The organism is Bacillus sp. UNC41MFS5 (genome assembly GCF_000686805.1).
The window spans coordinates 160,991-175,940 of record NZ_KK366021.1; the positions used below are offsets into that span (position 1 = coordinate 160,991).

General features: G+C 38.1%; 12 protein-coding genes. All 12 read right to left on the reverse strand.

The genetic code is table 11. From position 1 onward, the window contains the following. Positions 1–71 precede the first annotated feature (71 nt). The 12 genes from BR30_RS0131620 to BR30_RS0131685 all read right to left on the reverse strand — a co-directional run bounded on the left by BR30_RS0131620 (position 72) and on the right by BR30_RS0131685 (position 14,926). Positions 72–1,271 carry a Gfo/Idh/MocA family protein gene (locus BR30_RS0131620; protein WP_026568542.1) on the reverse strand — a complete coding sequence of 400 codons (1,200 nt, stop codon included), beginning with the start codon at positions 1,269–1,271 and terminating at the stop codon, positions 72–74. Between the two features lie 58 nt (positions 1,272–1,329). Continuing rightward, the gene (locus BR30_RS0131625; protein ID WP_026568543.1) at positions 1,330–2,271 is read right to left on the reverse strand and encodes a sugar phosphate isomerase/epimerase family protein; all 942 of its coding nucleotides are present in this window, start codon (positions 2,269–2,271) and stop codon (positions 1,330–1,332) included. A gap of 321 nt (positions 2,272–2,592) precedes the next feature. Further along, positions 2,593–3,501 (reverse strand): AraC family transcriptional regulator, encoded by a 909-nt coding sequence (locus BR30_RS0131635; RefSeq protein WP_026568544.1) that lies wholly within the window; start codon positions 3,499–3,501, stop codon positions 2,593–2,595. Positions 3,502–3,872: 371 nt separating this feature from the next. Continuing rightward, positions 3,873–5,078: an MFS transporter gene (locus BR30_RS0131645; protein WP_026568545.1), complete on the reverse strand. Its 1,206-nt coding sequence runs from the start codon at positions 5,076–5,078 to the stop codon at positions 3,873–3,875. Positions 5,079–5,741: 663 nt separating this feature from the next. Continuing rightward, positions 5,742–6,608, reverse strand: coding sequence for a class II fructose-1,6-bisphosphate aldolase (gene fba / locus BR30_RS0131650; protein WP_035446476.1), 867 nt, complete (start codon positions 6,606–6,608; stop codon positions 5,742–5,744). Positions 6,609–6,701: 93 nt separating this feature from the next. Further along, a complete protein-coding gene (gene iolD, locus BR30_RS0131655; RefSeq protein WP_026568547.1) occupies positions 6,702–8,612 on the reverse strand; it encodes a 3D-(3,5/4)-trihydroxycyclohexane-1,2-dione acylhydrolase (decyclizing) in 1,911 nt (636 codons plus the stop codon). 14 nt (positions 8,613–8,626) lie between these two features. Then, on the reverse strand, positions 8,627–9,625 hold the full coding sequence (iolC, locus tag BR30_RS0131660) for a 5-dehydro-2-deoxygluconokinase (RefSeq protein ID WP_026568548.1): 999 nt from the start codon (positions 9,623–9,625) through the stop codon (positions 8,627–8,629). Between the two features lie 17 nt (positions 9,626–9,642). Further along, entirely contained in the window at positions 9,643–10,461 is an 819-nt protein-coding gene (gene iolB, locus BR30_RS0131665; protein WP_026568549.1) for a 5-deoxy-glucuronate isomerase, read from the reverse strand. An 81-nt stretch (positions 10,462–10,542) separates the two neighbouring features. Next, complete coding sequence (locus BR30_RS0131670) at positions 10,543–12,018, reverse strand: CoA-acylating methylmalonate-semialdehyde dehydrogenase (protein ID WP_026568550.1); 1,476 nt, start codon at positions 12,016–12,018, stop codon at positions 10,543–10,545. Between the two features lie 223 nt (positions 12,019–12,241). Beyond that, on the reverse strand, positions 12,242–12,631 hold the full coding sequence (locus BR30_RS0131675; RefSeq protein WP_026568551.1) for a tautomerase family protein: 390 nt from the start codon (positions 12,629–12,631) through the stop codon (positions 12,242–12,244). Positions 12,632–12,930: 299 nt separating this feature from the next. Further along, positions 12,931–13,794, reverse strand: a complete 864-nt coding sequence (locus tag BR30_RS0131680) for a sugar phosphate isomerase/epimerase family protein (RefSeq protein ID WP_026568552.1) — start codon at positions 13,792–13,794, stop codon at positions 12,931–12,933. Between the two features lie 376 nt (positions 13,795–14,170). Further along, on the reverse strand, positions 14,171–14,926 hold the full coding sequence (locus BR30_RS0131685) for a DeoR/GlpR family DNA-binding transcription regulator (RefSeq protein WP_026568553.1): 756 nt from the start codon (positions 14,924–14,926) through the stop codon (positions 14,171–14,173). Positions 14,927–14,950: the final 24 nt, after the last annotated feature.

Consider the following 14,950-nt stretch of genomic DNA (forward strand, 5'->3'; position numbering starts at 1 on the left):
TTTTATCTAACCGAGGAACAATCAATGATCATTGTCCCCGGGCACAATCTTTTATAACGATGCTATTTACTTTACACTAGCTGTGGTTTTTTGCTCTCATATTTTACCCAAACAGATCCGTTTTCTGCAGAACGAACACAGTTTTCAATCCAGCGAATCCCTTCAATTCCAGCATTAATATCAGGGTATACTAGATTTTTCAATGTCTCCTCATCACCGCGATTTTTGGCATCAATGGCAATGGCAAATTTCAGATAAATATTTGCCCAAGATTCGGTTAATCCTTCTTGATGCAATGCTCCCAAACGCTCATCAGCATTACATGTTTCATCCAAGTAAGGCATTGCACGAATTAAGGTTTGAATAGGTTCTCCTTGTACTTCAAACCTAAGTTCATTTGGTTTGCTATCCCACCATTCTAGGCTTGCTTTAGATCCGACAATGCGAATTCTTTGGCCGTCCATACATCCTGCATTAATAGAAGATGTCCATAGTCTTCCTACTGCTCCATTTTCATATTGCATCAGAACAAAAGCATTATCCTCTAAAGGAGCACGGGAGCCAACAAAACTTTGTCGGTCACATAATAATTTATTAATTTTCATGTTTGGCATAATCAGCTCGGACATATAGTAAGTATGGGTTGAAAGATCTCCCAAAACAAAGCTTGGACCAGCAACCTTAGGATCTACACGCCATTTTTGGGCAGCATTTGTTTTGTCACCTTGTTCGGTTGCACTAAAACCATGTGTGTATTGTAAATCAACCACACGAATATCACCGATCTTACCTTGTTCAATCATGGCTCGCATTTGAAGCAGCAACTGATTCCCGGAAAAACCATACGTTACTCCTACAATTTTCCCATGTTTTTCTGCCAGAGCTTTAATCTCCTCACCCTCTGAAACCGTGAAAAACAGTGGTTTTTCACAGATGACATGCAATCCAGCTTCCAGTGCTGCTTTCGTAATTTCATAATGTGTTCCGTTAGGAGTGGCAATGGAGACAACCTCGATACCATCCGCACGTTTAGCTTCTTCCGTAAACAATGTTTTATAATCAGGGTAACAGCGGTTTTCATCTACCCCAATATTGACACCAAAGTCCTTCCCTCTTTCAGCATCAATATCAAATGCACCTGCGACTAATTGAAAAGCGGTATTATCTCTTAGTGCACCAATGCGGTGTTTATAACCAACCTGGCCAGTTCGCCCGCCTCCAATCATAGCCCAACGTAGTGGTCTTGCAATCTTTTTCTCTCCATTTAACATCGTAAAAACTCCTCTCAATTGAATAATTTCCAGTATTTTTTCAGAAATTTCTGTAAAATTAAAAGCTAAGTGTTTGTTTTAAAGCATCTATCGACGTTCTGATTCCTGCCTCAACGGACATTGTCAGATCTTCCATTTCTAGTGAAACTTCACCGTTATATCCCATCATGCGAACAACAGAAAAGAATTCTTTCCACCATTGCAAATCTTGACCGCAGCCGACAGCCACATAATTCCATGCTCTATTTGCTGTATCTGTAACCTCTTTTGTTTCCAATACACCATTAACAGCTGATAAATGTCTTTCAATTCTTACATCTTTACCATGAACATGGTGAATCGCTGCTCCTAATTCTCTAGCTGACAAAATGGGATCTGCCCCCATCCAGATTAAATGGCTTGGGTCTAAATTCAAACCAACCATTGGTCCAACTGCATTCCGCAATCTAAATAATGTTTCCGGATTATAAACTAACATTGAACTGAAATTTTCAAGGGCGATTTTTTCGACACCGCATGCTTCAGCCTTTTTCACTAACTCTTTCCAATACGGAATAGCTACTTCATTCCATTGATAATCCAAAATATCTTTTAATACTGGAGGCCAGCTTACTGTATATGTAATCCAGTTCGGGATTTTATCATCAGGGCTTCCTGCCGGTAGACCACTCATCATAATGACCTTCTTAACACCAAGTAGACCAGCTAGTTCCATTGTTTTTTCTGTTACTTCTCTGTGCTCTTTTCCGAGTTCACCTGGATCTAAAGGATTCCCTGAACAATTCAGTGCGCAAAGTTTAATATTCCGCTTCTCTAATTCACCTAAAAATTCACTTCTTTTTGCTTCACTTTCCAGCAATTCATTTAAACGCAAATGTGGAGCCGGTGACCATCCTCCTGTTGTCATCTCAATGGTATCAATCCCCATTTCAGCCACCGTATCCAACATTTTTTCAAACGGCAAGTGGCCTAAGCTATCTGTTACATATGATAATTTCATAGATTTCTTTCCTCCTCGTTTTCACCACTGTGTATTTCTGAATCCTTTATTGCATAAAAGTGTTTAGTTTTTTACATTTAAGGACATCTTGCAAATCAACCTGTTTTTGGAGAATTCGCTTTCATTTTTCCATGTCTGTATTTTCCAATGAATCACCTTCTATGATCTTGTCATGACCTTGTTTACATAGCTAATTATATAAAAAGAATTCAGAATAGTAATTAAATTTTAAAGACACGTTTTTATACTTTAAGGACATCTTTTTTTCAAATAATTTTATTTTCATAGTAAAAAACACCCCCAACATTAATAGCGGGAGTGTCAACTATGCGAAAATGTAGTTGTATTTTTATCTACAAACAGAGAGCGAAACTTTCCTGGTGATATTTGCATCATGGAAGTAAAAACACGGGTAAAATACTGAACATTCATAAAACCCGTTTCCTCAGCAATTTCTTTTAACGATAAATTCGATGTTTTGAGTAAAATCATTGCCTTTTTTATTCGTTCGTCTTGAACGTACTTTGAAAAACTTACTCCTAATTCAGATACAAAAACCCGAGACAAATGTCTTCCAGATATGTGTAAATGTTTGGCTACTTCCGTAAGTTTCAAGGAATTTGATAGATTGTCATTAATATATAGCTGAGCCTGCGTAAGGAGGACGGAATGCTGTTCGGAATCATGTTTATGATTACTTTTATTCAAAGCAGGGACGAAATCTTGCAAGATCGAGAGAATAAGAGAATAGGCAATATTTGAAAGCATTTCTTCAAAAAACTCATTTTGGCGCTTTGTTGCCTGGATAAGCAGTGATTTCCATAATAATGCTGTTTCCATTTCATCTTCATCATGTAAAATTACTTCGGTGCATTGTTTGGCAGTCTCCATGATTCTGACCCAGCTTTCATTCGACTCTGATTCGAGAAGGTCAAAGGCAACGTATAGGAGAGACAGCCCCTTTTCGCTTTTTATTTGATGTAAAATTTCAGGTCTCGATAAAAAAAGTGTATTCTCTTGAAGAGTAAAGGTATTTTGATCATCTAGGTAAGTTCCTTCCCCCTCCACTACATAACAAACTTCGAAAAAAGAATGTTTATGTAATTGATTGTCATAATGCTTTGGCATGACTCCCCAATAATGAATTTGAAAAGAAGCGCCATTTTGGTTTAAACGATGGACATAATCATTCAAAGAAGTTTTTCCGGATAGATATTTATTTAAATCCAATGTTAGCACTCCTTGTCCAAGTAGCTGCCTATTTTAATCTTTCATTCAAGTAAAGTATTAAATAATCTATTTCAGTAATTATAAGAGAAAACGGTTGCATTAACAAGATTACAAGGATGACAAAACAGATTGTTCATCAATTATCAGGATTGTTGTTCTAATTCGGAATCATGTACTAATTTAATAGTATATTGATTGTTTTTGTCTTGTATTTCACAATAATCAGAAGCGTATTCGAATAATAATAAATACTCTTTTCCTCCATAAATGACATCCATATATTTCATAAACTCTCCATCCTCATTTTATATTTACCACGATTTCCCTAATCAAAGTTTAGAAATTTGCCGGTACGGACACATCGTCATTTCCTAGGCACCAGCTTTGTTTTTTTCGGAAGATTGTTCTGCCATTTCTGCATGATCTTTCCCCCAAATGATGATGAGGAGCGTAGCCAATAATCCCAGTACTCCGACAAAATAAAAACCTGCTTTAATTCCCAGAAGTGAATTAAAGATTCCCGCAAAGAATGGCCCTGCAAAGATACCTACAGCATAAATCGCCTGGTATGCCCCCATCGCGGTCGCTCTTTTTTCTAGTGCAATTTTTTCAATCGCCAATCCTAACAGCAGCGGGAAAATTAAGCCCAGTGAAAATCCGCAAAAAATCTGAACTGCCAAAAATAACTCTTTACTCTGAACAAACGGAATTAGAAGCGTAAAGACAGAAGCAAAGAAAAAGGCCGTTTTTAGGGCATTCCATTCACCCAAAAGCGGAACGAGGACTCTCCCCATAAAAAGTGTCGCGGTGGCATGAGGGATCATAAACGCAAACACGATCCAAGTCAGCTCACTTTCCGTAAAACCAATATGGAGAGCATAGTTGGATGTAAAGCCAAACATCGTTGAAAAAATAATACTATGTGCCAAAATCGATAAGAGAGCCACCTTCAACAATGATGGTTCTTTTATAACAGTCGCTAATTCCGTCACCTTTAGTGGTTCCCTCTCTATTTGATTTTTTGATTCAAAAATAAAAAGGGATAGGATCACACCGAGGATGCTGAAAATTCCAGCTATCCAAAATGGGGCTTTCCAACCCCATTCACTTACGATGGAACCACTGAAACTCATTCCTAAAAACTGGGCAAGAACGACAATAAATGAAATACTCCCCATTGCTCGATGTACTTCATGATCAGCAAAATAACTTGGATATAAGACTGTAAATGCAACCCACGTAGCTGCTGAAATACCTGCAATTGCGCGGGCTACTAGAATCCAGTCTAAACTATCTGTTAGTAAAAAAATCATACAACTTAACATGCTGGCCAACATACCAAAAATGATAAATGGTTTTCTAACTTTCTTTACATCAGAAAATATCCCAATCGGAAGTCTGCATAAAAGCTGCAATATCCCGTAGCTGCTCAATACAATCCCAATAAATGTATACTTTCCGCCCAATGATTCCATATAAGGCGAAAAAATAGGAACATAGAGAAATTGCGGAAACCACAATAGAAAGGAAACAGCAATAAAAAGATATTTGTTTCTATTCGTTCGTAATGTACTCAGGGCTACCACTTCCAATTCAATAATAGTTAAGAAAAAACAAGCAAGGATCATCACGGGTCCTGTTACCTATCACAAAACTTTAAATCACACTTAGAAATGTAATATTAAATGATTTAGTATGATCGCCAACAGATTTTATAGACGACCGGAGACAAGAAAAATGATTCAGCAAGGTAGGCAATAGACCTTATTGACGACCGGAAGCCAAGTAAATGATTCAACAGGGTCGCCAATAGACCTTATTGACGACCGGAAGCCAAGTAAATGATTCAACAAGGTCGCCAATAGACCTTATTGACGACCGAAAGCCAAGTAAATGATTCAACAAGGTCGCCAATAAACCTTATTGACGACTGGAAGCTAAGAAATTGAATCAGAGAAGTAGCCAAGAAAGCTTATAGACGACCGGGAACCTAATAAATAGTTAAACGGGGTCGCCAATTACCAAGTTGTATTAAACTCCGTAAGTAAAATGTACAAGTACACTAGCCATTGTACCAACACAATTGGATGTACATTTTCTTGTTCAAATTACAGTATATATTTGAAGGAATGGCTATATCCCAATAAAAAATGACTATCAAATTAGCATACATTTTGATAGTCATTTTTTATTTTTTGTGATATGTAACCGAACCCGTTACAAGCATCACCCGGTTGATTTTATGCTTTATTGCTTGAACTAAACTCTCTAATCTTCTCTTTGACTGTTTCTTTCACAGCTTCCTTACCTGGTGTAAGGATTGCCCGGGCGTCATACACTTCTTTATCGTTCTCTAGTACATTTCGGACAGCTTTCGTCCATGCCTGCAAGCATTCCGTATTCACATTAATTTTGGCATGCCCCAGTTCAATTGCTTGATGGATTTGGTGTAATGGGATGCCTGAACCGCCATGTAATACAAGTGGCACATTGGTTAATTCTGAAATCTCTTTCATTTCAGCGAACCCTAATTGTGGTTCTCCTTGGTAGGGGCCATGCACAGAGCCAAGGGCCGCTGCCAATGCATCTATTTCTGTTTCTTGAACAAGCCGCAAACATTCCTGTGAATCCGCGTAATTAATGCCGCCGATGAGACCATCTTCGTTACCGCCCACGGTCCCGACCTCAGCTTCAACTGTCACACCGTGAAGTCGGGCATAATCCGTCACTTGCTTTGTCATGGCAATGTTTTCTTCAATGGAATAGTGCGAACCGTCAATCATAACGGAAGTATATCCAGCATCAATGGCTTCCTTACATCTTTCCACACTTTTTCCATGATCAAGATGCAGGGCAACTGGTACCGTAATCTTCTTTTCCTCTACAATTCTATTTACCATCGTAGCAATAGTCTTAAATCCGCCCAAATAATCTACTAATCTATCGGATGAGGCCACAATGATAGGGGACCGTTCCTCCTCAGCCGCTTCTAGCATTGCTTCTGCCCATTGAAAGCTGTTGATATTAAATTGCCCTACTGCGTACTTTTCTTTTTTCGCTTTCTCAAGCATTTCTTTCATTGGAACTAATCTTGATGTTGCGATCATTTCCATCCCACCCCTCTTATCTGAATTTTCAAACTAATTAAGTTAGATCAAATTCATGTGAATTTGATCCAACCTCACGTTGTTTTTCGCTTATTAGTATTGTTTTGCAGTTTCTAATTTTTGCTTTCTTAACTCAAATGCCTTTTGAATGCTTTCTTTATCAGATACTTCTGCAACACCGACATTCCACCAGCTCTCATAACCGTCAGTCATGGTTTTAGGAAGAACTTTAATATCGATTAGAGTTGAGCCTTCCTGTTTCTTGGCATCTTCTAAAGCTGCTTTCAATTCCTCGACTGTATTGACGCGGTAGGTTTTTGCACCATATCCTTCCGCCACTTTTGCATAATCAATATTTAAGATTTTATTATCATGGGTTCTAAATTCACAGAAGTAACTGCCGCCGCCATGATCCATTTGTAAATTGTTGATACATCCAAACCCTGAATTATCAAAAAGGACAATATTGATTTTTTGTCCATATTGAATGGAAGTAATGAATTCAGAATGCAACAATAGGAAGCTGCCATCCCCTACAAGTGAATATACCTCTTTCGTTGGCTCCGCTAATTTTACCCCTAATGCACCAGAAACTTCATACCCCATGCACGAGTACCCGTACTCGACATTGTACGTATTTGGTTCAGATGTATTCCATATCCTTTGTACATCTCCTGGTAGGGACCCAGCTGCGGTGATAATCACGCTATCAGGTGAAATGGTCTCATTCACAGCTAGTAATGCGGTCGTCTGAGCAAGCTCTGTGTTAAGTGCGTCCGCATATTCATTTAGTACTTCTTGCGAAAAATGATTTTTTACTTCCGGAAGGAAATTTTCACGTTGGAATGTTACTTGACTCAAACGGTTGCGTTCGGCATTCCATTCCGCTTTCAATTCAGCAATTTCACTGCCAAAATCACTTTCATATCCTTCTAGTAATGGAGCCAATTGCTCTAATGTTGTTTTTGCATCTGCGACAACTTGGAAGGCATCCATCTTATATGCCTGCAGACGGCTGACATTGATGTTTAAAAACTTGGTTTGGTCAAAGTCAAAGGCCGTTTTGGAAGAAGTCGCAAAATCGGTATATCGTGTTCCAATTCCAATAAATAGATCGGCTTGACGTGCTGCTTTATTGGCTGCCAGTGTACCGGTAATACCCATTCCGCCTAGATTATTTTTAAAATCGGACTCTACCGTTGCTTTACCGGCCTGTGTTTCTACTAATGGGATATTATGTTTTTCTGAAAGCGAAATCAAAATATCACGTGCTTGGGAGTATTTTGCGCCACCGCCCACTAAAATGACCGGTTTTTTACTTGCGCGGATCCGTTCAGCAGCTCCCTTAAGTTCGCGCTCTACCGGTGGTTTACGATCAACATAATGGACGCGTTTTTCAAAGAATTTTTCATCATAGTCATACGCTTCCCCTTCGACATCCTGCGCAATACAAATCGTTGCCGGACCTGCTTTTCCCGGGTCGGTCATCACTTCAAAGGCACGAAGCAAGCTTGGCATTAACTGTTCTGGGCGTGTAATCCGATCCCAATATCTAGAGACCGGCTTTAAGGCATCATTTGTCGTGACAGCTAAGCTATATTCTTGTTCTACTTGTTGTAAAACAGGATCAGGCTGTCTGGATGCAAAGGTATCACCCGGGATAAACAATACAGGGATGTTGTTGGCCAAGGCTGTCCCAGCCGCTGCGGCCAAGTTGGCTGAACCTGGTCCAACAGATGTCGTGACTGCATAGATCTTTTGACGAAGCATTTGTTTACTGTAGGCAATCGCTGCATGCGCCATCCCTTGTTCATTTTTCCCTTGAATCACTTTTAAATGTCCTGAGTATTGCTCAAGTGCTTGCCCAATCCCCAAAACATTCCCATGTCCAAATACATTAAAGATTCCTTCAACAAATAAAGATTCTTTACCATCCACATGGATATATTGCTGATTTAAAAATTTGATTAAAGCTTGTGCCGTTGTTAATCTAATTTTCCCCATGGCTATTTTCACCTCTAGCTTAATTGTTCTGCTTTTTCCGTTCTTTCTTCAATCAATTGTTCAATTTCTGCAACGGTTGGCATTGCTTCTGAAGAACTGTGTTTACTTACTACAATAGCTGCAGAGGCACTGCCGAATTTAAGAGCGGTTTCAATATCCTTGCCTGTGATTAAAGCGTATAAGAAGGCAGATGCGTAAGAGTCGCCTGCGCCAAACGTTTTTAACACTTTTGTTAGATAAGCATGGCCTCTGAATGTTTCGCCCGATTTCGAATACGCATACGATCCTTCTACACCGTGCTTAATCACAACTAGTTCTGGAGAGTATTTAAACAAATGATGAATAGTCTCAGAGTTGCTGCCATCTGCAACGTTTTCCATCACATCGAATTCATCACGTGTACCGACCACAACATCTGACTGTTCTGCTACTAATGAATAATAAACGGATGTTTCTTCAGGTGATGCCCATGTATATCCGCGATAATCCAATTCAAAAACAACTTTCACATCATTTTTCTTTGCAAAATGGATTGCTTTTAAAACTGCTTCACGGGAAGGACTTTTGGCAAGAGCGGTTCCTGAAACTAGCAGAACCTTCGCCTTTTTAATATAGTTTTCATCTACTTCTGATGGCTGTAAATAGAGATCCGCTACCTCATCACGATACATCAGAATACTGCATTCTTCCGGACTCTTAATCTCTGTAAAAGCCAAGCCTGTCTTATGACCTTCTTGATCCACCACCATGTTGGATGTATCAACACCCACACCGCTCATATATTGCTCAATAAACCGACCATGCTGATCATCGGCGAGTTTCCCAATGAATCCTGCTTTTAAACCAAGCTTTGATGAACCGATCGCGATATTTGCTGGTGAACCGCCTACATACTTTTTAAATGTCATCGTTTCTTCCATTGGACGATTGTATTCCACTGCGTTCAAATCCATGCAAGCACGTCCAATTGCAATAAGATCAAACTCTCTATCAGAATGAAATTGAATTTTCATGATTAAATGCCACTCCTTTATTTACGGTTTAAAATCCATTCATGGGCTGGTTCGTTGTAGAACTTCCAGATACGTGTTGGTCCTGCCATTACATTTAAATAATAGGATTCATAACCATCAGGAACCCCAACTGGATGGTATCCGGCCGGTACTACTACGACATCGCCATTCTCAACTGCCATTGTTTCATCAAGTGAACGATCGTCTGTATACACACGTTGGAATACAAATCCTTGCCGCGGGTTCATTTCATGATAGTAGCTCTCTTCTAAAAATGATTCATGTGGCAAGTTATCCTGATCATGCTTATGAGGCGGATAGCTTGACCAGTTTCCACTTTCTGTGAATACTTCTACAACAAGCAAACTATTTGCAGACGGGTCTGAATCAGGTAAGATGTTATGCACTAAACGCTTATTGCTGTATTTCCCTCTATTTTCAATTCCATTCTCTTCAGCCTTTATAAACTTTGTTGGGATTTGATTGTTTGAAGGAGAGTAGCATAGAGCCACACGAGCTTGTGTAACACCCTCTACCTCAAAAGAACGATTATTTGAAACATAGACACTGTCGGTTGGTTTCTTTTCGAAAACGCTTTCTCTTGTGCCAATATTCTCAAAAACTTCTTCGCCAGCCAACACATTTATTTTGCCTGTTAAGGCTACTATGCAGCATTCCACTTTGCTTAAGCTTTCTGTATACTTAGCACCTGGGGCTAAATCTACTACTTTGAAACCAACATATTCTAAAGGGGAATTTTCACTAGTTACATCTTGAACGATTGTGATTCCTGGTGCGGTTTCGATTGTGTTGGGTTTTCGGAGCAATTTACTCACCTTGTAATCCTCTCCTATCTATGTAATAGCTATTATCCTGACTGTAAAGGACAGGATAATAGCATTTTTTGTTGCTATCACTTATTCAAATTTAGGTGTTTTATAATTAGCCGTAACAACTTTTTTATGTGTATAGAATTCAACGCCGTCTTTTCCGTTGGCAGGTAATGTTCCATAGAAGGAAGATTTCCATCCTGAGAACGGGAAGAAAGCGATTGGTGCTGGAACGCCTAAGTTAACTCCCAGCATTCCTGCATCGATATTTTCACGGAAGTAACGAATGGCCGAAGCGTTTGATGTATAGATACATGCACCATTTGCAAACTCAGATTTATTTGCGGTTTCAACAGCTTCTTTTAGATGTTTAACACGAACGATTGAAAGGACTGGTGCGAAAATTTCATCTTTCCAGATGGTCATATCAGTTGTCACATCGTCGAAAATAGTTGGTCCGACAAAATATCCTTCTTCAGGGGCATTTTCCCGTCCATCACATACTAGTTTAGCACCTTCATCAATACCTGTTTGAATATATCCTAATGTACGCTGCTGATTTTGTTCGCGAATAACTGGTCCTAAGAATACACCCTCATCAAGGCCATGTCCGATTTTAACTGCTTTTGCTTTCTCGACTAATTTCTCAAGAAATTCATCTGCAATTCCTTCTTCTACAGTTACAACTGCGCAAGCCATGCAACGTTCGCCAGCAGAACCAAACGCTGAAGCGATAACGTTTGTTGTCGCAAGTTCTAAATCTGCATCGTTTAATACGATGGAGTGGTTTTTTGCACCTGTTAAGGCTTGAACACGTTTTAGGTTTTGGCTTCCACGCTTATAAACATATTCTCCAACTGGCTTTGAACCTACGAATGAAATAGCTTTTACTTCTGGATGGTCTAACAGTCCGTTTACTACATCATGTGCACCATGAACCACATTAAATACGCCCTTAGGAAGACCAGCTTCTTCTAATAGTTCTGCTAATCTATTAGCTAATAATGGTGTTCTTTCAGATGGTTTAAGAACGAATGTATTTCCAACGGCAATGGCGGTTGGGAACATCCAGCATGGTACCATCATTGGGAAGTTAAATGGTGTAATTCCGCCAACAACACCTATTGGATAACGAAAATTTGTGACCTCAACATCTGTTGCAATCGTTGAAAGTGAATCCCCCATCATCAGTGTAGGAGCACCTGATGCAAATTCCACATTTTCAATTCCGCGTCCTACTTCCCCCAGTGCTTCAGTGAGATTCTTACCATTTTCTATTGTAATGATTTTAGCCAATTCTTGCTTGTTTTTTTCTAGTAGTTGCTGGAAGTTGAACAGAACTTTCGTACGTTTTAGCACAGGTACATTTTTCCAACTTTCAAATGCTTTTGCTGCTACTTCTATGGCATAATCAACTTCTTCTTTTGTTGAAAGGGGAACCTGGGCAATGACTTCTTTTTTCGCAGGATCGTACACATCTTCGAATTGAGTCGCTTTACTTTCAACCCATTCACCATTTATGTAATTTTTTAGTTTCTCTACCTGTGTTAATACTTTAGACATCTTTTTTCCTCCTTAAGAAAAACTTCTTATCATTTTTTGAGTAATTTTTCATTTCGAAACAATCTAGACTCTAGTTAACTGGTAAAATATTCTTAACTATTTGTTACCTGTTGGTTATGTTTTGGTTATCTTTGATTACATATTAATACTATAAACGCTTTCAGTCAACTATTTTTTAATATTTTTTAAGTATCGAATTAACATAATTTCGGCCCTAGGCTCATTACAATTTACCAGTTAAAAACTGTGCTTCTCCAAATCCAAAGCTCCAGTCAGACGCCCCGTTGGTAACAATAGAAACCATAATATCATTTGGGGCAATTCCACAGCTTTCACCAAGCTCTTGTACCAAGAGTTTATAAAAGGATTTCTTTTGCTGGTCACTTCTTTGGGTACTTGTTACACTCACAATGACTAAATCCCGGCTCCTCTCGAATCCTAAACCAGTATCTTCAATGATTAATTCATTGACAGGATGTTGATTTATTATTTGGTAACGATCTCTTTCAGGTACACCAAAAGCCTTAACAACTGCTCGGTGGGAAGCATCCAATAATTGTTTTAAAGCTTTATCATCTCGGCCCTGTATTAAATCAAATCGAACTAATGGCATATTTTTCACCCCAGTAATAAGTAAGATTTCAATCAATATATCAACTTACTATAATATTTTGAGTATATATTGATTATATTATGGTTATATCATAGTATTAATCAGCGATTCCGTCAATACTTTTTCTTCCACTTGTATTGGACAATCCAAATGCACTGACTGACTTAATGAATTATTTAAAGAGATAGAATCTAAAAAAGCCTTTCCTCATCAAACACTGAGGAAAGGCTTTTAATTTATGAGATTTTTCGACCTAGAATAGAGGTTCTATTATATTCTAAAACGCTAATTTCGTACGATTAAATATATAATCCCTCTCTAATGGATTTCAACGTTACTTCATTTGACCACTCTGGTTTATCAGGAAACGCGAATACTGAATTTGTTACAATTCCATCAAATTTCATTTCTCTTAATTTCCGATATAATGCATCAAAGTTTACTTCCCCTTGACCAGGATTCAAATGTTGATGGATGGTTACATTTGCATCAGGCGGATTAATGATATAACGTAATCCAAATGCCGCTTTATGATTAAGCGTATCAGCAATTAGGACATGTGCGAGTAAATCTCCTGCTTCATCTAAGTGTTTGGCTACATCACCAATACCATCATCATAAAAGAAAGCATGTGCTACCGAATATACCAACTTAATCCAATCTTTATCAAGTGCACGAATCATTTGAATTGCTTCCGTGTTTAACTCAATAAAATCATGAGGATGAGATTGTAAATTTAGTTTAATACCTTCTTTTTCAAAGATTGGCATTAGCTCGTCCATTGATTTTACAAAAGCAGCTTCACTTTCAACTGGACGACTTTTGTCGCCGGCAAATTCGCTGTTCATTAAATCAACTCCTAATTCAGAAGTGATTTCAATACAACGTTTCCAATTTCTTACTGCAGCCTGGCGTACTTCTTCGTTTGGCGAAGACCATTGTTGAACAGGAAGCACGGAAGAGATTTGAACGCCGGCATCTGAACAATATTTTTTCAAATCTTTTATTAGCTGCTTATCAACCTTTGGATATTGATTAAACCAAATAAAATCTTTACGTGGAGATAACTCCACCCAGTCATACCCTAATCTGGCAACTGCATCGATAGTATCTTTTAAATTAGTATTGTCACGATAATGTGACGGATCGTAAGCTAAACGCATTCTCATTTTCCCCTTTCTTTTGTAGGCAAATAACATATCTATTATGTTTTATATTACTATTAAAAAGTAAATACTCCTTATTACTCCTAATATGTAATGTCATTCTCTACCCATTTCACAATATTTTTAGCAGAATACAAATCCCAAAGCGCTTTGATTATTGATAAGCTTCATATACTCAACTTTTTATAATGTATTGGGTAACTTTTGGTTATCTATAAGTACATATTAATACTAAAAGTAACTACAATCAATATTTTTTTATTATTTTTTTATGAGAATATGTGAGATCCATAAATATTCCCTCTAAAGGTTACAAAAAATCCCCTTCTTTCGTGGCGTTAGCCACAATAGAAGAGGATTTTGAAAGATTCCGCTAGTCAGCAATAACAAGATGTATGCCATTTTTCTTAGCATATTCTTGATAAGTTTCATTCGGAAGCGCATCGGTAACAATATAGTCAATTTCATCAAAACCGCAATAGGTCATTAAACCATATTTATCAAATTTATCGTGGTCTACCAATAAATAGACCTCTGCACTTCTATTCACAACGATCTTTTTCAATTCACTTTCTAGTGGTGATGCATTGGTTACACCGTTTGTTAAGGAAATACCAGTGGAAGCCATAAAGGCTTTCTTAATATTATAATCTTTTAGCAAATCCATATTTCGCGGGTTTACAAATGATTTGGTTTTACGTTCAAGCATACCACCGATTGTGATAACATTTATTTTTTCATATGGAAGTGAATCAACAATAAAATCAATGTTATTTGTAAAAACGGTCAATTGTTTGTCCTTTAAATATTCAAGCATTTCAATTGTAGTCGTGCCTGAATCAATAAAAATAAAATCCCCATCTTCCACATAACTTGCTGCTTTTTTAGCTATTAATTCTTTCCTTTCTTGGTTACGCACTTGTCTTACTTGGAAAGATTCGAGCTTACTTTGAACGACGGATACCCCGCCATAAACTTTTTTAAGTTCCCCGCGATCCACCAATTCTTGGACATCGCGTCTTATCGTATTTTTAGATACATCAAAAACTGTAACTAATTCGTCTAATGACGCTGATTGATGCTCATTAACATATTCTTGAATTTTTTTTAAGCGTTTTTCTTTAATCATATCCGTTTCACCCTAGTTTTCTGC

What these genes read in the sequence shown, in the direction of transcription:
- BR30_RS0131620 (WP_026568542.1), bottom strand. Translation starts at nt 1,271, where the DNA reads ATGTTAAATGGAGAGAAAAAGATTGCAAGACCACTACGTTGGGCTATG.
- BR30_RS0131625 (WP_026568543.1), bottom strand. Translation starts at nt 2,271, where the DNA reads ATGAAATTATCATATGTAACAGATAGCTTAGGCCACTTGCCGTTTGAA.
- fba (WP_035446476.1), bottom strand. Translation starts at nt 6,608, where the DNA reads ATGATCGCAACATCAAGATTAGTTCCAATGAAAGAAATGCTTGAGAAA.
- iolD (WP_026568547.1), bottom strand. Translation starts at nt 8,612, where the DNA reads ATGGGGAAAATTAGATTAACAACGGCACAAGCTTTAATCAAATTTTTA.
- iolC (WP_026568548.1), bottom strand. Translation starts at nt 9,625, where the DNA reads ATGAAAATTCAATTTCATTCTGATAGAGAGTTTGATCTTATTGCAATT.
- BR30_RS0131670 (WP_026568550.1), bottom strand. Translation starts at nt 12,018, where the DNA reads ATGTCTAAAGTATTAACACAGGTAGAGAAACTAAAAAATTACATAAAT.
- BR30_RS0131675 (WP_026568551.1), bottom strand. Translation starts at nt 12,631, where the DNA reads ATGCCATTAGTTCGATTTGATTTAATACAGGGCCGAGATGATAAAGCT.
- BR30_RS0131680 (WP_026568552.1), bottom strand. Translation starts at nt 13,794, where the DNA reads ATGCGTTTAGCTTACGATCCGTCACATTATCGTGACAATACTAATTTA.
- BR30_RS0131685 (WP_026568553.1), bottom strand. Translation starts at nt 14,926, where the DNA reads ATGATTAAAGAAAAACGCTTAAAAAAAATTCAAGAATATGTTAATGAG.